General features: G+C 43.7%; 16 protein-coding genes. 11 read left to right on the plus strand and 5 right to left on the minus strand.

Going from position 1 to position 20,778, the window contains the following annotated elements; all coding sequences use genetic code 11:
* Positions 1-70 precede the first annotated feature (70 nt).
* Positions 71-2,251 (minus strand): M4 family metallopeptidase, encoded by a 2,181-nt coding sequence (locus C8D97_RS06065; protein WP_109762864.1) that lies wholly within the window; start codon positions 2,249-2,251, stop codon positions 71-73.
* A gap of 441 nt (positions 2,252-2,692) precedes the next feature.
* Positions 2,693-4,519, minus strand: coding sequence for an alpha-amylase family glycosyl hydrolase (locus C8D97_RS06070; RefSeq protein ID WP_210204870.1), 1,827 nt, complete (start codon positions 4,517-4,519; stop codon positions 2,693-2,695).
* A gap of 162 nt (positions 4,520-4,681) precedes the next feature.
* On the opposite strand from C8D97_RS06070, the gene C8D97_RS06075 reads away from it, so the two are divergent.
* The gene (locus C8D97_RS06075; protein WP_109762865.1) at positions 4,682-6,136 is read left to right on the plus strand and encodes an NAD-dependent succinate-semialdehyde dehydrogenase; all 1,455 of its coding nucleotides are present in this window, start codon (positions 4,682-4,684) and stop codon (positions 6,134-6,136) included.
* 86 nt (positions 6,137-6,222) lie between these two features.
* On the opposite strand, the gene C8D97_RS06080 is transcribed toward C8D97_RS06075, so the two are convergent.
* The 3 genes from C8D97_RS06080 to C8D97_RS06090 all read right to left on the minus strand — a co-directional run bounded on the left by C8D97_RS06080 (position 6,223) and on the right by C8D97_RS06090 (position 8,213).
* Positions 6,223-7,461 carry an NAD(P)/FAD-dependent oxidoreductase gene (locus C8D97_RS06080; RefSeq protein ID WP_109762866.1) on the minus strand — a complete coding sequence of 413 codons (1,239 nt, stop codon included), beginning with the start codon at positions 7,459-7,461 and terminating at the stop codon, positions 6,223-6,225.
* Positions 7,462-7,518: 57 nt separating this feature from the next.
* Entirely contained in the window at positions 7,519-7,785 is a 267-nt protein-coding gene (locus C8D97_RS06085) for a CBU_0592 family membrane protein (RefSeq protein ID WP_109762867.1), read from the minus strand.
* A 107-nt stretch (positions 7,786-7,892) separates the two neighbouring features.
* Positions 7,893-8,213: a 2Fe-2S iron-sulfur cluster-binding protein gene (locus C8D97_RS06090; RefSeq protein WP_109763077.1), complete on the minus strand. Its 321-nt coding sequence runs from the start codon at positions 8,211-8,213 to the stop codon at positions 7,893-7,895.
* Positions 8,214-8,561: 348 nt separating this feature from the next.
* Between C8D97_RS06090 and glnA the strand changes: the two genes are divergently transcribed.
* The 10 genes from glnA (at position 8,562) to C8D97_RS06145 (ending at position 20,722) form a co-directional block, all read left to right on the plus strand.
* Entirely contained in the window at positions 8,562-9,971 is a 1,410-nt protein-coding gene (glnA, locus tag C8D97_RS06095; RefSeq protein WP_109762868.1) for a glutamate--ammonia ligase, read from the plus strand.
* Positions 9,972-10,095: 124 nt separating this feature from the next.
* On the plus strand, positions 10,096-10,692 hold the full coding sequence (locus tag C8D97_RS06100) for a DUF4124 domain-containing protein (RefSeq protein ID WP_109762869.1): 597 nt from the start codon (positions 10,096-10,098) through the stop codon (positions 10,690-10,692).
* Between the two features lie 49 nt (positions 10,693-10,741).
* A complete protein-coding gene (gene glnL, locus C8D97_RS06105; protein ID WP_210204871.1) occupies positions 10,742-11,818 on the plus strand; it encodes a nitrogen regulation protein NR(II) in 1,077 nt (358 codons plus the stop codon).
* A 44-nt stretch (positions 11,819-11,862) separates the two neighbouring features.
* Positions 11,863-13,281: a nitrogen regulation protein NR(I) gene (ntrC, locus tag C8D97_RS06110; protein ID WP_109762871.1), complete on the plus strand. Its 1,419-nt coding sequence runs from the start codon at positions 11,863-11,865 to the stop codon at positions 13,279-13,281.
* 120 nt (positions 13,282-13,401) lie between these two features.
* Positions 13,402-13,875 (plus strand): energy transducer TonB, encoded by a 474-nt coding sequence (locus C8D97_RS06115; protein ID WP_109762872.1) that lies wholly within the window; start codon positions 13,402-13,404, stop codon positions 13,873-13,875.
* Between the two features lie 838 nt (positions 13,876-14,713).
* Positions 14,714-15,178, plus strand: coding sequence for a tRNA (uridine(34)/cytosine(34)/5-carboxymethylaminomethyluridine(34)-2'-O)-methyltransferase TrmL (gene trmL, locus C8D97_RS06125; protein ID WP_109762874.1), 465 nt, complete (start codon positions 14,714-14,716; stop codon positions 15,176-15,178).
* Between the two features lie 295 nt (positions 15,179-15,473).
* Complete coding sequence (locus tag C8D97_RS06130) at positions 15,474-16,988, plus strand: aminotransferase class V-fold PLP-dependent enzyme (RefSeq protein WP_109762875.1); 1,515 nt, start codon at positions 15,474-15,476, stop codon at positions 16,986-16,988.
* Positions 16,989-17,151: 163 nt separating this feature from the next.
* Positions 17,152-19,371, plus strand: a complete 2,220-nt coding sequence (locus C8D97_RS06135) for a S9 family peptidase (RefSeq protein ID WP_109762876.1) — start codon at positions 17,152-17,154, stop codon at positions 19,369-19,371.
* Positions 19,372-19,604: 233 nt separating this feature from the next.
* Positions 19,605-20,210, plus strand: coding sequence for a membrane-associated protein (locus C8D97_RS06140; protein WP_109762877.1), 606 nt, complete (start codon positions 19,605-19,607; stop codon positions 20,208-20,210).
* Between the two features lie 137 nt (positions 20,211-20,347).
* Positions 20,348-20,722 (plus strand): hypothetical protein, encoded by a 375-nt coding sequence (locus C8D97_RS06145; RefSeq protein ID WP_109762878.1) that lies wholly within the window; start codon positions 20,348-20,350, stop codon positions 20,720-20,722.
* Positions 20,723-20,778 lie beyond the last annotated feature (56 nt).

Genomic DNA, 20,778 nt, shown 5'->3' on the forward strand with positions numbered 1-20,778 from the left:
GTCACCTGAAATTTAAAAGAGAAAGCTAAGAGAAAGGAAAAGAGGGGCGAAAGCCCCTCTGATTGCACAATTAAGGTGTGCCGGTAATATTTAAGGTTACGTTGGCGCTGGTGGAATAACCACGTACACCAATGTGCCAGGTTCCTGACGCCGGAGAGTTGAAGCTACAGGTTTCTTCATTACCCCAACGGTAAGGTCGGCAGTCATAGTTGCTGGTGGTCGGTTGTGAACCACGGCGAACGTACAAATCTGCGTCACCACTGCCACCGGTTATGGATACTTCCAGTGAGCTGTAACCACTGGCCAGATCAACCGTGTGGTAGAACCATTGACCCTGATTTAAATCAATATTATCGATGGACTCATTAATTGGCGGATTGCCCTGACCTGCTTCGGTGTAGTTGCCTTCAAGGGTTACACCAGAGAATGTGCTGTAAGCTTTTACGCGCACATAGTAGGTGCCACCGCTGGAACTACCGGTACAGGTTTCGTTATTACCATTGCGGTAAGGACGACAATCGTAACTGGAATCCGTTGGTGCTGATCCAAACTTAACGTAAAGATCGGCATCGCCAGAACCGCCACTGATGTTAAAGCTGATGTCGGTTGCACCGGCAGGCACATCCATGGTGTACATTATATCGTCACCACGACTCGCAGCTAATCCGGTTTCTGGTACGCCGTTTTCAAGTACCAGGTCACCAGGAGGTTCGCCACCACCGTCACAGTCAGAGTTGCTTGGGCTGGAAGAGACACCAACCGCTGTCAATGACGCCTGAACATCATCGATGCTGTAACCTAAATCACAGGTTGCATCCAGTACACCGTTACCAGCCTGGTTCCAGTTAACGCTGGAAGTCCAATAATTTTGATTGGCTCGAACATACACTTCAAACGCTTTTTTGGTATCCCAGCCAGCTGTTGTGGCTAACAGATAAAAAGCTTTGTTGTAGACACCTGAACTGTAATGAACATCCATGCCAGAGGTGTAATCGCTTTGATGATCTATCGAGCGATTATCTTGCGGAGGGTTGTTCATATAACGCAGCGCGCCATTGCCTTTAAAGATATCGGCACCAACAAGCCAGTCGTTTGTACCGTGCATATAAAACTCAGCCGCTTCACCCGACATATCAGAGAAAGCTTCGTTTAAGCCACCGGATTTACCCGAGTAAATCAGGCCAGAGTTTTGCTCGGTAAAACCATGGCTTACTTCGTGCGCAGAAACATCGAGGCTAACCAATGGGTAAAACGTATTTCTACCGTCACCAAAAGTCATGGCACTGCCATCCCAAAATGCATTTTCATAATTATTGGAATAATGAACCCGCATTTTTAACTGGAAAGTCAGAGGAGCAGTGTTAAACCAGTCGCTGAACATATTGAACACAACATTACCAAAGAAGTGTGCGTCATTAAGTGGCGAGTAAGCACCGTTAATTTGCTTTACTGTGTTTTCAGGACAGGTGAAGCTAAACGCTGTTGAACCACTGGTTCCATGATTCAGGTTGATGGTTCGCACATTACTGTTGCTCATGGTACAGGTGTTGCCAGACTGGCTAACATCGAGAGGACCAAAGTCGGTGCCGTATTGATACTGCCCCGTTTTTTGGTTGCCACCAGGGCCTGTGGCATCAGCGGTTTGTAAATTATCAAACTGATGCAGGATATTACCTGTTTTGGCATCAATGATAACGTAAGGACGAGTCGGTTCGTCACCGTGTTGAACATAGCTTACTTCATACACCAGAACCGCTTTACCGGATTGGTTTTGCCAAATAGCAAGACGAGACGACTCATTCGCGTAACTCTCTGCTCGCTTACTTGCGGCAAAGGATTGGCCCTTTGCAATTTGCACGGCCTGGTCAGCGGTGATGCGAGTTTTCAAGCTGGCAATGTCATTGGCAATGCCATTTAACATGGCGCCATGGGCATGCTTAAAAGAGCCGTCGGATTTACGAGTGATCACAACGTCATCACCCAGTACCGGAATGCCTTTGTACATTTGTTGATAACGTGTGGTTGTTTGTCCTGCACTTCGGTAAGTTTTTTTAACGGTCAAAGAACTGTTGTCACTTAGGCCAATAAATTTGGCCGGGTTAGACGAAACAATTCCGACACCACTTTTTGATAGCGCCGTTAATTGAGTGTTTTGATCGTTAAGAAATTGTTTATCTGCAGCCAGAGCGCCGGTAGTGCTGAATAACCCAACAGCGAGAGCGCTAAGTGCAAACTTAGGTTTTGTAGTCATAAGTGTATCCTTATATTTTTATTCGCAGATACGGCATAGATTCGCGATTTTATAATCACAAAGAGAACAGCTGTCTGAAAGCAATGTTTCAAACATAGCTTGTGTTGAACGCATCGAGGTGCACCTGTGATGCTCAAAATAGCTTAAGAATTGAACAGAAAATGATCAAACGAAATGCGACAGTTTGATGACTTAAATAGCGGTAATATTCACAAATTTTTGAGATAAAGAGTTGTGCTTCATTGTTTACTTTTATCTATCTAAAGATGAGATTGAGTTTAAGTGCAAAGAATAAAACAGCAAATGTGAATAAGACTAATTCAGTGGCGGTTTATAAATGACTTGGTTATACATTTAACTTGTTCGGTTTGCTGGTTGTATAGCCTGATAATTTATGGCCAGGCTATACAAGGTTCTATTGTGTAACGTTAATGTGTACCCTTAATTCGATGGTTTTTCTAGCGCAATAATAACGGTTGATAAGCCATCGATTTTTTCCAGGTGATTGTCGGGTGTTAACTGTGTCGAAGACGCACCGTAAATAATATTGTTCGCTGCTTCGGCATTCAGTGACTTTAATTCATTATCAAACATAAATGGTTGGGGCGATGTGTTAACAATAATAAAAGCTGTTTGATGGTTATAGTGCCGTTTAAATATTAACAAGGGTGAACCTTGTGGCGTTTTGATCATACGTTGTTGGCCGTATCGCAAAACCTTATGCTTAAGGTAAACATTCGATAGCTTTTGAATCGTTTGATAAAGCGGATGCGCCTGGTCAAAGTTATTATCAGCGGTTGTGTTGGATGTGCCAATTAAATCGTTGTCATTATAACTGGCCGTCATGGAGCGCATCATATCTTCACGCGCACCGCGATCACCACCGTCACCGACAAAGCCTTGTTCGTCACCGTAATAGATGACCGGAATACCCCGGGAAAAAAACATCAACTCGTGTGCCAGAATAACGCGCTGTAATTTTTCTTTATCCGATAAGCTTGGCCGTTCTTTCGATAAAAAATGGGCAAAGCGACCAATATCATGGTTGCTGATAAAGTTCATTAAAGTATCGGCTGAACTGTTGTGATCCTGATACAGGTGATCTTGTGAAAACAGGTTGGAAAATTGTTCAGGGCGTTTGTTATACACCAGCAAGTCTTTTACTTTATATTGAAAAGCAAAATCCAGAACCGAGGGGATATCACCTACGGTGGTGTAATAGCTTAAGGTTTTTGGATCGCCCGAATACACTTCACCAAAAACAAAAAAATTAGGAATGCCCATTTCCTGAGCATGCTGAATAATGGCCGGGGTAAACTGTTGCCAAAATTCTACATTGACATGTTTAACAGTATCGATGCGAAAACCATCGGGTTTAAACTCAGAAATAAGTTGCGAAAAAATATTGATCATACCGTTAACGACTCTTGGGTTATCGGTATCTATATCGTCGAGCCCTACAAAATCGCCGTAGAGTGAGTTTTCACCTTGCCAGGTGCTGTCGCCCTGATTGTGATAAACATCCGGATTATTTAACCAGTGTGGTGATTTTAATGTTTCATTGCCTTTTGGAATAAATGGCGTGTAGCGATCACCAGATGCCACCTGTTTCAGTGACTTATATTCACACAAAGGTTTTTCGGTACTGAACAATGGTTTATCGGATGTGTGGCACTCGCGGTATTTAATAACGTCTGCGGTATGATTGGTAATGATGTCAAAAAATACTTTGATGTTGTGTTGATGAGCAATATCGATAAATTCTTTTAGGGTTTGATTGTTGCCAAGGTGAGGATCAATTTCTGTAAAATCGAGCGGCCAGTAACCGTGATAACCAGCAGAGTCACCTTGTACTGCCTGATTTCTTAGGATGGGTGTGAGCCATATGGCGGTTACTCCCATCTGTTTTAAATAAGGGATTCGATTGATTAAACCTTGAATATCGCCACCGTGATAATGGCCGGTGCTTTTAGGATCAAAGCCACCGGAAGAAATCGTAATAGATTTTGAGCCTTGGTCGTTTGAAGGATCGCCATTGTCGAATCGATCCGGTAACACAAAGTAAAATACTTCGTCGCGAATGTCGCGTTCTAAATAATGGGGCAATTGGCTTTGTAGGCTTTTTGATGGATCGCTGCTTTTCGGTTTATTGGTATTCGGGACTTGAGTATTTGAGCTTTTGTTGGATGGGGCGCAGGCGCTCACAAAGGTTATCAATGCCATCGCAGCGGAAATAGTAATAAGACACCGAATTAAAGCCGTATACATTAGAGTGCGCTCCGTTCAAAAGATTAACTGAAAAAATCAGATTGGAATAAATCAGTAAGATACGGATCTGAACTGATATAGCAATAGAATACCGCCGGTTTTGCCATTGACTACGTATGCATAAGCCCTAAGATAGATAGAACACACTAAAAAGGCCTTGTTATGTTAAAACTTGATGATCCATCGTTAATGAAAACTCAGTCGTTTATTAACAATGAGTGGCTGAGCAACAAGCAAACATTTTCCGTTTTCAATCCGGCGGATAACAATGTGGTGGCCGAGGTGAATAATGACTCGTCAGCGGAGGTTGAGCAGGCGATCGGTGCTGCCAAACAGGCGCAAAAAACATGGGCGAAGAAAACCGCAATCGAGCGTTCGGATTTATTAATGGCCTGGTATCAGCAGGTGATTGAGCATAAAGATGATCTGGCCAAAATTATGACTCTGGAGCAGGGTAAAACCATTAAAGAAGCCACCGGTGAAATTATTTATGGTGCCAAATTTATTCAATGGTATGCCGAAGAAGCGAAACGGGTGGCGGGTGAAACGCTGCCAACCCCCTCCAATGACAGACGCATTGCGGTTATTAAACAGCCCATTGGTGTGGTGGGTATGATTACGCCGTGGAATTTTCCCAGTTCCATGATCACCCGAAAAGCAGCACCGGCAATGGCCGCTGGCTGCACTCTGGTGTCGCGACCAGCAAGCGAAACGCCATTATCCGCGTTAGCGCTGGCTGAGTTGGCTTTGCGCGCAGGCATTCCCAAAGGTGTGTTTAATGTGGTGGTGGGTAAAGATTCAAAAGCCATGGGCGAAGTGTTAACGCGTCATCCTGATGTCGCCAAGTTTTCTTTTACCGGATCCACCGCGGTGGGAAAAAAATTATTGGAGCAGTGCGCATCAACGGTTAAAAAAGTGTCGCTGGAGCTGGGCGGGAACGCGCCATTTATTGTATTTGATGATGCCGATCTGGATGATGCGGTTGCAGGAGCGCTGGCTTCTAAGTACCGCAACAGTGGGCAAACCTGTGTCTGTGCTAATCGGTTACTGGTTCACGCCTCCATTTACGATGCGTTTGCTGAAAAACTGGCGAAAAAAGTGAAACAACTGAAAGTCGGAAATGGCTGGGATGACGATACCGCCATCGGCCCCATGATCAATCATCAGGCCATGCTGGGTGTGCATCAACTGGTGACCGATGCAATTTCACAGGGCGCGGAGTTATTGACGGAGGCGCAAACGCCGAATGAACATTCTAATTTTTATCAACCCGCGTTACTGAAGAATGTCACCACCGATATGTCACTCGCGAAAGAGGAGATTTTTGGACCGGTGGCGCCCATGATTAAGTTTGAGTCCGAGCAGCAGGCCATCGACATAGCCAATGATACCCGCTATGGCTTAGCGGCTTATTTTTATTCCCGTGATATTGGGCGTTGTTATCGCGTTGCCGAAGCGTTGGAATTTGGCATGGTCGGCATTAACGAAGGGGTTATTTCAAATCCTATGGCGCCCTTTGGTGGCGTTAAGGAATCGGGAATTGGCCGCGAAGGCGCACACGATGGTATTGAAGAGTATCTGGAAACCAAATACTTATGCTTGGGAGGGATTGAGTAAGTTTGAGAATGCTTGAGCTTAAATGAGTCCCTTCTAAAAAGTTTTAATACGTTAAAACCGCTAACGGACAAACTATGTTTGTCCGTTTAATTTTCCAGAAAACGTTTTGGATCCACCGACTCGTCACTCAGTAAGTGTTTCTCTGGCGTAATTTGTTTTGCCAAAAGCTGCTTGGTGATCATAAATTCTTTGGGCCGGTTGATGCAGTCAGCGGCAATCAGCTTATTCTGCTTAAGATACCAGGCAACAAAACTTCTCCCGACACCGGGATCGCCGCGTAAAACCACTTCGTCGTAACCGTTGTTGAACCCGGCAATCTGTAATTTGATATCACATTGATCGGACCAAAACCACGGATGCGCCGCGTACTGTATCGGCTGTTCGCAAATGCTCGCCGCTGCCGATTTAGCCTGCTCCATAGCATTAGGCACCGACTCAAGTCGCAACCGGGTGTTTAACAAGGCATTGGGATGATTGGTGCAGTCGCCGGCAGCAACAATATCCGGATCCTCGGTTTGCGCAAATTCGTTGACCCAGATACCGTTTGCGGTTTTCAGCCCGGCTTGCTCTGCCAGCTCGACATTGGGTCGTACTCCAATACCGACAATGATCAGATCCGCCGGATAAAGGCTGCCATCGGTACACAGTACCCGATCGCTTCGGGTGGGATCATCCTTAGCGGCAACAAACTCGGCAACCTGTTTGTCGAGCACCAGCTGAATGCCTTGTTCCTGATGCACCCGTTGAAAAAACGTTGAGACTTCGGGTGCGGTTACCCGTTGTAATACCCGATAGGCGGCTTCGATAACCGTTACCTTGTGACCCAGTTGACGCAACGATGCTGCGGTTTCAAGCCCAATGTAACCGCCGCCGACAATCACGATATTGCGTTGACCATCGAGGTTGGTTTTGATGTTTTCAACATCGCGGTAATGTCGTAAATAATGAACACCCTTTAATTCGGCGCCGCAAATATCCAGCCGCCTGACCCTTGCACCCGTGCATAAAGCCAGTTTGTCGTAGGCTAGAGTTTCGCCATCGGCCAGCTGCAGGGTTTTGTCTGTGCGGTTGATGCGGGCTACCTTCCGGTTCAACATAAACTCGATATTTTGTTTTTGATAAAAGCTTTCCGGCCGAATCAATAACTGATCAATGGACTGTTTTCCGGCGAGTAACGCTTTTGATAAAGGCGGACGATGATAGGGCAGCCGATCATCATCACCAATCACAATGATTCTGCCGGCCCACTTTTGTTGCCTTAAACAGGCGGCCAGATGTGCGCCAGCGTGACTGGCTCCAATGATTACGCAGGTCGATTGAGTCATATGAGGTTTCTAAAGTTGGCGGTCAGGTGAATGATGTAAGTTAAGAGTGTCCATCCGTCAGGATGAGGATTGCTTGCGTTTATGCCATTGCCGTTTTAAGCCAATAAAGCTGATAAACAACCAGAACACTTCCAGGATAAAGGCCGCAAGATTAAATGAGTACAACAATGAAACGATCACCAGCAAAGCGCCAACACCATTGAGCAAACTGTAGCTGAGAGTATCACTTTTCAGTTTTTCAACCTGCAAAAAGAAAAAGGCGGCAATGATCATCAGTGAACCTATTGCGCCAAGTAAGTCGTGCCAGGCCAGTTCAAATGACATGATTGTCTACCTTAACTATTGTCGTTGTGTGGTGAATGAATTAAGCCTTCCCTGTTGCTGCTTGAAAAGGCCCGGATGTTCTAGAACTTTGTGCTAATACAACCAATTTAGTATTGCGATTCGGGTATGCGAACCGTCATGCCATCCATTTCTTCGGTGACAAAAATCTGGCAACTTAAACGACTGTTGTCTTTTGGTTCGTTTACGGCGGTAAGCATTTCTTTTTCCATTCCGTCTGCGGTGCCAGTAACGGGAATAAATTTCTCATCCACATACACATGACAAGTCGCGCAGGAACAGCATCCGCCACACTCGGCTAAAATACCGTCGATCATATTGTCCATGGCACCGTCCATAACGGTTTTACCAACATCCACATCCGCTTCGTATTCGCCACCGGAATGATCGATGTATTTAATTAATGGCATAACAACCTCATAAAAATCAGTTAAACAATCAAGTGACCGCATTGTACCAAACCTTTGGTGGATCGGAACAAGTGCTGTTAAGGTGCGAGTGAAAATTCATAGCAGGCGCTTAATTGACGATGGTTAATCGGTTCTGTGCATTATTTTGGTGCATAAGCTATCCACGATTGGCGCATTCTGATCGCAATTGGTGCAAATGACTCGCTTTTTAAGGCCAATTTTCTATACTAGAGTGCATTTCTGGCGGCTTTCGCCGGATAAATCCCCAAATTAGTGATTGGCACAGGGTTTGCTTTTAGCAGTGCAAGTTTTGTTTATACATTCATTCAGAAATTATCGGAGACCAACATGTCTGCAGAAAATGTCCTTAACCTGATCAAGGAAAATGACGTTAAATACGTTGATTTACGTTTTACGGATACCAAAGGTAAAGAGCAACACGTTTCAATTCCTGTGAGTCAGGTAAATGAAGAGTTCCTGACGGAAGGTAAAATGTTCGATGGGTCTTCTATTGCAGGTTGGAAAGGTATTAATGAGTCCGACATGGTGCTTATGCCCGATGCTTCCACTGCCGTAATGGATCCTTTCTGCGAAGACGCTACCTTAAATCTAACTTGTGATATTTTAGAACCTTCAACCATGCAGGGTTACGATCGTGATCCTCGTTCTATCGCCCGTCGTGCGGAAGAATACTTAAAATCCACCGGTTTGGGTGATGAAGCTTATTTTGGTCCAGAGCCAGAGTTTTTCTTATTCGAAGATGTTCGTTTCCATACCGATATGCAGGGGTCATTCTTTAAGATTGATTGTGAGGAAGCGGCCTGGAACTCAGGAAAAGGCTACGAAGACGGTAATACCGGTCATCGGCCACGCGTAAAAGGCGGTTACTTCCCCGTACCACCGGTTGATTCGTCTCAGGATATTCGCTCGCAAATGTGTAACATTATGGAAGAGATGGGTCAGGTTATTGAAGCGCATCATCATGAAGTTGCAACTGCGGGTCAAAACGAAATTGCGACCCAGTTTAATACACTGGTGAAGAAAGCCGACGAAATCCAGCAGTACAAATACGTGGTTCACAATGTTGCCCACGCTTACGGCAAAACAGCGACCTTTATGCCTAAACCACTGGTTGGCGATAATGGTAGCGGTATGCACGTGCATCAGTCGTTCAGCAAAAACGGCGAAAACGTATTTGCCGGTAACAAATACGGCGGTTTATCCGAAGAAGCCTTGTTCTATATTGGTGGTATCATCAAGCATGCAAAAGCGCTTAACGCCATTGCTAATGCCTCTACCAACAGCTACAAGCGCTTGGTACCAGGTTTTGAAGCCCCGGTAATGCTGGCGTATTCGGCGCGTAACCGTTCTGCGTCTATTCGTATTCCTCACGTAACATCGGCTAAAGCCCGTCGTATTGAAATTCGCTTTGGTGATCCAACGGCTAACCCATACTTGTGTTTTGCGGCCATGTTGATGGCTGGCCTGGACGGTATTAAAAACAAAATCCACCCTGGCGATGCCATGGATAAAGATTTGTATGACTTGCCTGCTGAAGAAGCCGCCGAAATTCCAACGGTTGCGACTTCATTGCAGGAGGCATTACACGCACTGGATACAGACCGTGCTTTCTTAACCGAAGGTGGCGTATTCAGTGACGACTTTATCGACTCTTACATCAAACTGAAAATGGAAGAAGTGCAGCGTCTGCAAATGACAACGCACCCAATCGAGTTTGATATGTATTACAGCGTTTAATATTGCTGATAAGTCTGCTCATAAAAGCCCGGTTTTAATTGCCGGGCTTTTTTTCGCCTTAAATTTCGTAAACTTTGTGCTTTTTGGTTACTCTAATAAATATGTACATTACTAAAAGAGCAATATGATGAAAATATTACTATCGATATTAGCTGTCTTTCTTTCTTTTGTTATCTCTGCAGCCGAAGAGGGCGCTGATGAAAAAAGTAATACTGCCAAGCAAACTAAAACGGTCTATAAATGGGTCGATAAAAATGGCAAAGTCCACTTTAGTGATACACCACGAGAAGACGCTGAACCCATGGTTATCAGGGACGTACAGTCAGTTGACTCAACTATCCCAACCGCTGGCCTTAAATTATTAAAGCCAAAAAAACAGTCGACGGATGATGGGCGATCACCAAAATATAAATACAAAAACTTCAGCATTGTTACGCCTCAGCATGATCAGGCTCTTTGGTCGAACGATGGAATTGTAGAGGTGGAAGTTTCCACAGATCCTGAGCTTAGAGGCACAGATTATTTCAAAGTTACGCTTGATGGCGAACCTGCATTTAAAAAGCAGAAATCGACGAAGTTTAATTTAACCGAGGTTATTCGTGGTACGCATACATTAAAAGTGGACATTTATGATCGTACCGATCGACTGCTGGATTCAGTCAGTTCAACATTCCATGTACACAAGCAAAGTGCCAAACGACCGAATCGTGGCAATAACTAAGTTTTAAATAATGTTCGATTGCACTTTTATGGTGCGCTTTGACGGCTAAGTGAACTATAATGGTGCAATGAAACCTTTTAATTCTGATCACATCACCCAATTGTTACAAACCGCCATCATCGTTATTGATGAGTCTCTGGCGGTATTGTGGCTGAATGACGCCGCCGAGGCGTTATTGGCTCAGAGTATGCGCCGGCTGGAAAAACAGCCTTTGTTTTCATCGCTTATTGCCGGAGATTTAAACGAGTCTTTATTGCAGCAATGTTTTTTACAAAAGGGTCAGTGGCAACTGGAAGACGCTACCCTGGTGACGGTGCAGGAAGAATGGCAGGGTTGTCATATTTCGCTGAATTATCAGCAATATGAACATCAACCGGTGGTGCTTATTGAAATCATGTGTGCCCGCGAGCAGCTCGGGATCCGTAAAGAGTATCAGCTGCTCGATCAAAACAAAGTCAGTTTGTCGATGGTGCGAAACCTTGCCCATGAGATTAAAAATCCCCTGAGCGGTCTGCGCGGTGCAGCGCAACTGCTATCGCGTAAAGTACCAGACGATTTAAGCCGCTTTACCGATGTGATAGTGGGTGAAGCCGACAGGTTGCAAAATCTGGTGGACAGGATGTTAATTCCGGCCAAAGTGGAAGAGCGTCAGGCAATCAATATTCATCAGCTAACCGAGCGCGCCATGGAGTTTTTTGAGCTGCAGTCGGACTCCAGAACAAAACTCATTCGAGATTATGATCCCAGCCTGCCCGATATCAATATTGCGAAGGAGCAGGTGTATCAGGCGCTGTTGAATTTATTGAATAACGCGCACGAAGCCCTGGAGCAGCAAGGGCAAATTATTCTTCGAACACGAGCGGTGCATCAACATTCCATAGGCCCAAAACAATACCGACTGATGTTGCGCATTGATGTTGAAGATAATGGTCCGGGCATCAGTGATGATTTAAAAGATGTGATCTTTTTTCCTACCATCAGCGGTAAACAAAGCAGTGGCCTTGGCCTGGGAATTGCACAATCGCTGGTACGGCAAAACGACGGCATCATTGAGTTCGATTCAGGCTCAGGCAAAACCTGCTTTTCGATTTTTTTACCGATTATTGATGCTGCCAGCAACAGATAACCGGTGGACGGAAGCGATGCGTAAGCGAATGAGACAATATTATTATGACTGAGCAAACACCGGTACTGGTGATTGATGATGACACATCCATTCGTTGGGTGCTGACGCAGGCGTTAAGCGATGAAGGATTTGCGGTTAGCGCGGCAGAAAATGCTCAGCAGGCGCGCGAATTATTAGAGCAGCAACACTTTGCTGCCGTGCTCAGTGATATTCGTATGCCCGGTGATGATGGGCTGGTTTTGTTAAAAGAGTTAAAACAGCAGTATCAAGATTTACCGGTGATCATTATGACCGCGCACAGTGATCTGGAAAGCGCCGTCAACGCCTACGAACATGGTGCTTTTGATTATTTACCAAAACCTTTCGATGTGGATCAGGCGATTGAACTGGTGAGTCGTGCGGTGCAAGTTAATCAACAGGAGAGTGCCGTAGACGATTCAACTATCGCTGAATCATTGCCCACCATCATTGGCGAAGCGCCCGCCATGCAAGAAGTGTTTCGCGCCATTGGTCGATTGTCCCGATCGAATATTTCCGTGCTCATTAATGGCGCATCAGGCACCGGAAAGGAACTGGTTGCCCGTGCGTTGCATCAACACAGTCGCCGCAGCAAAGGGCCTTTTGTGGCGTTAAATATGGCGGCCATTCCAAAAGATTTAATTGAGTCGGAATTATTTGGCCATGAAAAAGGCGCGTTTACCGGCGCAAGTTCGCGTTATCTGGGGCGTTTTGAACAGGCCGAGCAAGGCACGCTATTTCTCGATGAAATTGGCGATATGCCACTGGATACCCAAACCCGATTATTGCGAGTGTTGTCGGATGGATCATTTTATCGGGTGGGGGGCACGCAACCGGTGCGTGCCAATGTTCGAGTGGTAGCAGCCACACATCAAAATCTTGCAGAGTTGGTGAAAAAAGGCAGTTTTCGCGAAGACTTATTTCATCGTATTAATGTGATCCGAATTCAGCTGCCGCAACTGAAAGAACGGTTATCGGATATTCCTTTATTATCGGCGCAGTTTTTAGCCGAAGCCGCAAAAGAGCTGGAAACAGAGCCGAAACAACTAACCCGCGAAGCCGAGCGACGATTAATGCAATACAGCTGGCCGGGTAACGTTCGGCAACTGGAAAATGTTTGTCGCTGGTTAATGGTGATGTCGTCAGGTCGAGAAATTTTAGAAACTGACTTACCGCCTGAAATAAAACACCAAACGGTTTCTTCTGAAAATTTAGACAGTGATCAAATATCAGGGACAAATTGGCAAGCGGAATTTCAACACCAGCTAATGCAGCAAGTACAACAAGGTGACGAACAGGCATTACAAAAGGTACAGCTGGAACTGGAGCAAATGCTGATTGATCTGGCACTAACCATTTCAGATGGACATAAGCAGGAAGCCGCAAAGTTATTAGGGTGGGGACGCAATACCATTACCCGAAAACAGAAAAAATATCGGGTTTAATCTGCATTCTATTTTCGGTGAATTTTTTTGAAAACCATTTGAACTGGCATCCATGTTTGTGCAGCATATATTCTCTACTTTTATAGAGTATAAAATATTTTTAAAAAGGAGTCAGCTTAAATGAGTAAAGCAATAATAAAAACAATAGGCGTTTTAGTGTTAGCAGGGTGTGCAACAAATAATGTAGAGCAGAAGCAATATGCAAGTCTTCCGGTTGTTGAAGGTGAGCTATTAAAAGAAAAGTGGCAACTACTGAATAGATTTCCCGCTCGATATCCTTTTGCAGCAGCTGTTTCAAACAAAACAGGTTGTGCAACTGTTGAGTATGTCATTACTCCTGATTATGAAATTGAAAATATACACGTTAAAAAAACAACTGATAGAGTTTTTAATAAAGCATCGAAAAAGGCTGTGTTAAATTGGAACTGGCCTGAACTGCCAAAAGGATTGTTAAACACTGCAATAAAAACGCAAACTCATTTCAAGTTTTGTATTGAATCCAATGAAAATCCTTGTGAAAAAGTTATAGAGAAATTAAGTTGCACGGGTAAAGATTCTATTTCATCAATTGGCACATTGGTTAAACGTAGTTAATGACTTTATGATAAGCATTTATTTTTCAAACTAGATTAGTGGTGTTTTTAAGGTTCTAGTCAGGTAGAGATTTTATTTGCTTGTATATCTTACACTAAAGTTGTGCTTTGTTAGCTCGAAAGTCTATGGATTAATAAAACCAAATTTAAATTCGACTAATTGATCATTGTTAAACCAGTACTCTGCTTTATATATGGGCATGTTGTAATATTTTAACAGTGAATCATTATTAATTGACTTATACATTATATAATTTTTATTAGCTTGAATTGGCTCGCCTAAAATTGAAGTGACCTCCGACTTTGAAAGACCAAGTTTAATACCCTTATGGGTTGCAAACTGGGATGTGTTTTTAAACAAGCTTGGGTAATCAGTATTGTTGGTTTTTGATACCTCAATATAGGAAAAGTGGTAGTTCACTCCTCCAGGATATGTCGTTAACTTGATCATTTCACTTTTCTGTTTATTTAAAAAACAAAAAGACCGGTACATCAATTTTGAACAGTTATGTTGGTCGAGCTTTATGATATTAGAAGCGTCTTTTGCGAGTGAAATGTTGTTTATACCCGGATCAAAAAAGCGTGGCAGCTCCTGAGCGTTGAGCGCAAATGAAATCAGAGCTAATAGAGTAGTCGTTATTCTCATAATATTTAATGGCGTCTCGTTCTATTTTATTGGTCGATCACTTGTCAGGTTTTTATTGTTTGTACTTAGTTGCTTAAGTATAAGTTGAAAAAGTATAGAGAGTGTTGGTCAAGTAGCAAGTTTCTGATAATTCAATTGCATACCTGCAAACTATCAGTAAAATTCGCTTATTCCCAGTCGACTGTGACCGAACATGCTAAACATTGTGCTTTACCAACCCGAAATTCCGCCGAATACCGGCAATATTATCCGTTTGTGTGCCAATACCGGGTTTCAATTGCATTTGATAAAACCGCTTGGCTTTGAAATTGAAGATAAGCGGATGCGGCGTGCCGGGCTTGATTACCACGAATGGACGTCGGTAAAAATTCATGAGGATTATGAAGCATTTTTAGAGAGTGAGCAGCCACAAACCTTATACGCTGCTTCAACCAAAGGGACGGTGTCGTATCATAAAGCGCCATACAAAGCTGGCGACTATATTATGTTTGGTCCGGAAACACGTGGTTTACCCGTTAGTATTCGTGAGTCACTGCCTGAGGGTTGTGTGTTGCGACTGCCCATGAAAGCGGACAGTCGAAGTTTGAACTTATCCAACAGCGTTGCTATTTTTGTGTTTGAAGCATGGCGTCAGCTGGACTTTCCCGGAGCGGTTTAGCGACTGTTCTGAGCGCTCATTTCTGAGCAGTGACTTCCAGCTGATTGCAACAGGTTAGGCATCGAATAAAGCACTCGATTAAAAAGTATTGGCCAAACAGGCGAATTTGCAGCTGGTAGCAGGTCGAACAAGCCGCATTTCGGTACGTTTTTGTACAAAAAAATGTCATCCATCGAGTATTTCTGCGGTAAAGTCTGGCATAATATTCGTAATTGCTAATATAACCTAAATTGTTTTATCTCTTTTAAAGCTTTGGTTAGCCCTAGGGCATTTCTAACGATTTCTGGACAGTTTTATGAATCTTGAGCACTATTTTAAAGATTTTCGCAACGGCATCATCGGTAACGATCTTCAGGTGGCGTTAAATGGCACGTCTCGTCCGGTCATTTATGCCGACTGGACCGCCAGTGGACGACTTTATCAGCCGATTGAAAACTACATGACCGATATGATTGGCCCCTATGTGGCGAATACCCATACCGAAACCACGCTGACCGGCACCACCATGACCCATGCGTACCACGAAGCGCAGAAAATCATTAAACAGCATGTTAATGCCGATGATAACGACGTACTTATTGCTGCCGGTGCTGGTATGACGGTGGTGGTCAATAAATTTCAACGTATTTTAGGCTTGCGAATTCCTGAAAAATGGCAAGAGCGAATTAAAATTCCGGAACAGGAGAAGCCAGTCGTATTTATTACTCACATGGAGCACCATTCCAATCAAACCACCTGGAATGCCTGTGAAGTGACGGTTCAAATGATTAAACCGAAGGATGGATTGCCGGATCTGGATCACCTTAAAGAGTTATTGGTTCAATTTGCCGATCGGCCATTAAAGATCGGTGCCTTTACTGCGTGCAGTAATGTGACCGGCATTAAAACGCCTTATCATCAAATGGCGGAAATCATGCACGATCATGGCGGTCTGTGTTTTGTAGATTTTGCAGCTTCAGCGCCTTATGTGGATGTGAACATGCATCCGGCTAATCCTAAACAAAAGCTTGATGCCATTTACTTTTCGCCCCATAAATTTTTAGGCGGACCAGGCAGCAGCGGTATTTTAATTTTTGATAAAAAACTGTATCAAAATAAAGTACCGGATCAGCCCGGCGGTGGCACCGTTACCTGGACCAATCCCTGGGGTGAGCAGTGTTTTTTTGAGGATATAGAAATTCGTGAAGACGGCGGTACGCCAGGTTTTCTACAACTCATTCGTGCCGCATTGGCGGTAAAAGTAAAAGACGCCATGGGCGTTGAAAACATTGAAGCGCGGGAAAAAGAGCTAAGATCCTTGTTTATGAGTGAGTTGGCAAAAAATCCCAAAGTGAATATGTTGCAGGACAATGTAGAAGATCGGCTCTGTATCGTATCTTTTTATGTTTTGGGTATGCACCATAATTTGATCGTCCGTTTGCTGAATGACAAGTTTGGCATTCAAACTCGGGGGGGCTGTTCTTGCGCCGGTACTTACGGTCATATTTTGCTTGATGTGGATCAAATCACTTCATCGGCTATTACCAGCAAAATTGATTCGGGCGACTTAACCGATAAACCCGGTTGGGTTCGGGTGTCGTTTCATCCTACTTCGACCAATCAGGATGTGTTGGATGTGGTGGATGCCATCAATCAGGTGATTGAAAACGCAGAAAGCTGGTCGCAACATTACAGTTTTAAAACCTGCTCCGGTGAATTTGAGCCAAGAAAAGATCACACCGAATACTTATCCATACACGACTTTGATCCCATGGATCATGGCAGCAAGCATCAAAAAAGCTGGCGCGACTGGTTTCATAAATCTGCTTAAGGTATTTGTTTAAGTCAAAGGATTGTCCACAGCGGCTTTGCAATCGAAGCCGCTGATCCAGTCTAGTCTATTGCTCCATCCATAATCCGTTACAAGCGCAAACTTGAGCTTCATCCTACAAATGCTTAAACTCGAGCCACTCTTAAAATAACAGGACCTTTCCATGAAAAAAATAATGGCACTGGGCATGCTCAGTTTATCGCCGTGGCTTGTGGCCGAAAAGCTCACGCCTGAGCGCATCTACGCTTCACCTACCTTGTCGGGCGATTCAATTCGGGGGCTTAAAATTTCTCCCAATGGGCAGCGAGTAACCTTTTTAAAAGGTAAAAAAGACGATTATCAGCGATTGGATTTGTGGGAGTACCACATAGAATCGGGTAAAACCCAAATGTTGTTCAATTCCGACGACTTGCATTCTGGCGCAGAACAACTGTCCGATGAAGAAAAAGCCCGTCGTGAGCGATTGCGTCTTTCTGGCTCGGGCATTGTTAGTTACCAGTGGTCCAATGATGGTAAAGCATTATTATTTCCATTAGGTGGTGATATTTTTTACTGGAAAGTGGGCAATAAAAAAGCGCGTAAGTTGATCGAAACGCCTGAATTTGAAACCGATATTAAGTTTTCTCCCAAAGGCAACTTTGTTTCCTATGTGCGTGAAAAAAATGTCTACGTTTTTGATTTAAGCAGCAATCAAGAAATTCAGTTAACCACTGAAGGTGGCGGCGATATCAAAATGGGTATGGCGGAATTTGTGGCTCAGGAAGAAATGGATCGTATGACTGGCTACTGGTGGTCGCCCGATGAATCTAAAATTGCCTTAACCAAAGTGGATGAATCTCCTGTAGAGTTGGTAACTCGCAGTGAAATTTACGCCGAAGAAATAAAAACCGTTACTCAGCGATATCCGTTTGCGGGTGAAAATAATGTTGAGATCGATCTGGGCGTACTTGAGCTTTCTAACAAGAAAATTAAATGGGTTGATCTTGGCAGCAATAAAGATATTTATATTCCCAGAGTGAAGTGGACCGATAGCAGTGATGTTTTTACTTATCAATGGCAGAGTCGCGATCAAAAAACATTAAAGTTACAGAAAGTCCAGTGGCCATCCATGGAGCAGTCCACACTGTTAACCGAAAAAAGCGATACCTGGATTAACTTGCACCATGACTTACGCTTTTTAAACGATAAAAAAATGAAGAAAAGTTCTGGCTTTATCTGGGCATCGGAACGCGATGGTTTCAAACATTTATATTGGTATAAAATGGATGGAACATTAAAGGTACAAATCACGCAGGGTGACTGGGTGGTTGAAGACATTCAATACATCGATCAGGCCAATAAAAAAGTTTATTTTACTGGCCGAAAAGATACACCCCTTGAATCGCACTTATATGTTACAGGGTTTTCCGATAATAACGTTAAGCGTTTGACGGAGCTGGGTTACTTCCACTCGATCTCTTTTGCCAGTGACGGCAGCAGTTTTACGGATAATTATTCAAATGCCAATACACCACCCAAAGTTTCGTTAAATGACGCCAATGGTGAACGCATTACCTATCTGGTTGAAAATAAAGTGGATGACGATCATCCGCTGACGCCTTATTTGTCAGACTGGATAAAACCAGAATTTGGTACATTTGAAACCGAAGATAAAGCAACGCTTTATTATCGACTTTACAAACCCGCTAATTTTGACGCCTCAAAAAAATACCCGGCACTGGTTTATTTGTACAGTGGTCCTCACGCGCAAATGGTGACCAATCGCTGGGGAAGAATGCTGCCTCAATATATGGCACAGCAGGGCTATGCGGTATTCACCGTGGATAACCGAGGATCGAATTATCGTGGCAAGGCGTTTGAAGATCCCATTTACCGCGCAATGGGTAAAATTGAAGTGGAGGATCAAATTGAAGGGGTTAAGTTTTTAACGCAAAAATCCTGGATTGATGCTGATAAAGTTGGTGTGCACGGTCACAGTTATGGCGGTTATATGACCTTGATGACTATGTTTAAAGCGCCCGAGTATTTTAAAGCGGGCGTCTCGGGTGCTCCGGTTACCGACTGGCGTTTATACGATACCCATTACACAGAGCGTTACATGGGAACGCCTCAAAAAGATAAACAAGCGTATGACGAATCGTCGGTGTTTCCTTACGCAACAAATCTATCAGGCCCTTTGCTGATTTATCATGGCATGGCGGACGATAATGTTTTATTTAAAAATTCCACCAAGCTTTATAAATTATTGCAGGATAATAATATCCAGTTTTTTGTGATGGATTATCCGGGTAAGAAGCACAGCATTCGTGGTAAGAAAACCGGCATGCATCGCATGAATATGATCCGAAACTTTTTTGATTTACAGTTTGGGATTAAGCGATAACAATCGTTCGTGAAAAATACGCGATCAGTGATGTTGTTATCGCTGATCGCCTTGTTAACGTTACATACCATAATTTTTTTAAGATAGTCTTTCTTTTAAGATAGCCTGGCCAGACGGGCAACGTTGCTTCATTGACTGGCCGTGGCATATTAGCCGTTTTAGTCATCTACCTGATGAAGCTTATGTATATGAGTTTTATGTCAATGAAAAACACATGGTACTCTTGAAGGCCAATGAATAGAAATCGAATTTCACTGTGGATCAAACTGCCCTATACGCTAATGGTCTTTCTAATTGTGCCGGTTTACTGGCATGACTTGGGGCCAACCAATTTTTTGTGGTTCTCCGACATAGCATTGATAGTTCTTGTGCCTGCGTTATGGTTAGAAAGTCGCTTTCTGGCAAGCATCATGGCTGTTAGTGTGCTGGCTCTTGAGTTGATGTGGGTACTCGACTTTCTATTCGGTGGGAATTTGACACACATTGCCGCTTATATGTTCTCCAATGAAACGCAATGGCATATCCGTATTCTTTCGGGGACTTTTCATTTGGCGTTACCGCCAATATTGCTATTGATGCTTTATCGTTTTGGTTACGATCGCCGTGCATTGCCAACCCAATGTTTACTCGCTCTCGTGATATTACCGCTCACTCGTTTACTGACTGAGCCTTCAGAAAATATCAACTGGGTTTATGGGCTTGGCCAATCACAAAGCGAGTTGGCTGCCCCGTTATACATAAGCCTGCTCTTGTCAGGATTTATAATCGTAATCTATCTACCTTCTCACTTCCTGTTTGCACGATATTTTCCTTATAAAGATGAGCACACTAATCAATGACAATTGTTATCGAGTGGTTTTAAAACCATGACGGTCTAGTCTTTGGTTACATAATTTTACTTTTTAGTTCTATTTGAAAAGCTGAATTACGATATATTCGGTTGATAAAGCGTTACAAAAATGGAGCAGAATTATTTATGGATTTTTGGAGAAATCGTTCGTTATTAAGTAAATTATGTCTTGGAATGATTGTACTGGTAGCGGCCTGTCTGGCTCCAGAGCTTATGCTGCTACTGGATTTAGGTGGTATCGAATTTGTAATTAGCTGCTTAGCGATTTATTACAAACCGGTTATCGAGTGGGTTCGAGATAAAATCCAAACAGTCAATAATATTGTCATCATTACGCTGACTCATTTACGTATCTGCGTATTGAGTCGGCCTGCTTCATTTTCTATCCACGTTACTTATTGTTGTTTGTTGGTGTTGTTGACGGGAGCTGTTTATATGCCGTTTGGGGCTTTTATACCCGCACTGTTGGTTTCGGATGCAGCGCACTTAACTTTTATATGACGATTAATGTCGTATTTATAAATTTACAGTTTCTGGAAAAAGCCATCGATCTTTGA

It is taken from the genome of Pleionea mediterranea (genome assembly GCF_003148745.1).
GTDB classification, from domain to species: domain Bacteria; phylum Pseudomonadota; class Gammaproteobacteria; order Enterobacterales; family Kangiellaceae; genus Pleionea; species Pleionea mediterranea.

What these genes read in the sequence shown, in the direction of transcription:
- C8D97_RS06075 (WP_109762865.1), top strand. Translation starts at nt 4,682, where the DNA reads ATGTTAAAACTTGATGATCCATCGTTAATGAAAACTCAGTCGTTTATT.
- C8D97_RS06115 (WP_109762872.1), top strand. Translation starts at nt 13,402, where the DNA reads ATGAGTAAAGCAATAATAAAAACAATAGGCGTTTTAGTGTTAGCAGGG.
- glnA (WP_109762868.1), top strand. Translation starts at nt 8,562, where the DNA reads ATGTCTGCAGAAAATGTCCTTAACCTGATCAAGGAAAATGACGTTAAA.
- C8D97_RS06100 (WP_109762869.1), top strand. Translation starts at nt 10,096, where the DNA reads ATGATGAAAATATTACTATCGATATTAGCTGTCTTTCTTTCTTTTGTT.
- C8D97_RS06085 (WP_109762867.1), bottom strand. Translation starts at nt 7,785, where the DNA reads ATGTCATTTGAACTGGCCTGGCACGACTTACTTGGCGCAATAGGTTCA.
- C8D97_RS06070 (WP_210204870.1), bottom strand. Translation starts at nt 4,519, where the DNA reads ATGTATACGGCTTTAATTCGGTGTCTTATTACTATTTCCGCTGCGATG.
- trmL (WP_109762874.1), top strand. Translation starts at nt 14,714, where the DNA reads ATGCTAAACATTGTGCTTTACCAACCCGAAATTCCGCCGAATACCGGC.
- ntrC (WP_109762871.1), top strand. Translation starts at nt 11,863, where the DNA reads ATGACTGAGCAAACACCGGTACTGGTGATTGATGATGACACATCCATT.
- C8D97_RS06140 (WP_109762877.1), top strand. Translation starts at nt 19,605, where the DNA reads ATGAATAGAAATCGAATTTCACTGTGGATCAAACTGCCCTATACGCTA.
- C8D97_RS06145 (WP_109762878.1), top strand. Translation starts at nt 20,348, where the DNA reads ATGGATTTTTGGAGAAATCGTTCGTTATTAAGTAAATTATGTCTTGGA.
- C8D97_RS06065 (WP_109762864.1), bottom strand. Translation starts at nt 2,251, where the DNA reads ATGACTACAAAACCTAAGTTTGCACTTAGCGCTCTCGCTGTTGGGTTA.
- C8D97_RS06090 (WP_109763077.1), bottom strand. Translation starts at nt 8,213, where the DNA reads ATGCCATTAATTAAATACATCGATCATTCCGGTGGCGAATACGAAGCG.
- C8D97_RS06135 (WP_109762876.1), top strand. Translation starts at nt 17,152, where the DNA reads ATGAAAAAAATAATGGCACTGGGCATGCTCAGTTTATCGCCGTGGCTT.
- C8D97_RS06080 (WP_109762866.1), bottom strand. Translation starts at nt 7,461, where the DNA reads ATGACTCAATCGACCTGCGTAATCATTGGAGCCAGTCACGCTGGCGCA.
- C8D97_RS06130 (WP_109762875.1), top strand. Translation starts at nt 15,474, where the DNA reads ATGAATCTTGAGCACTATTTTAAAGATTTTCGCAACGGCATCATCGGT.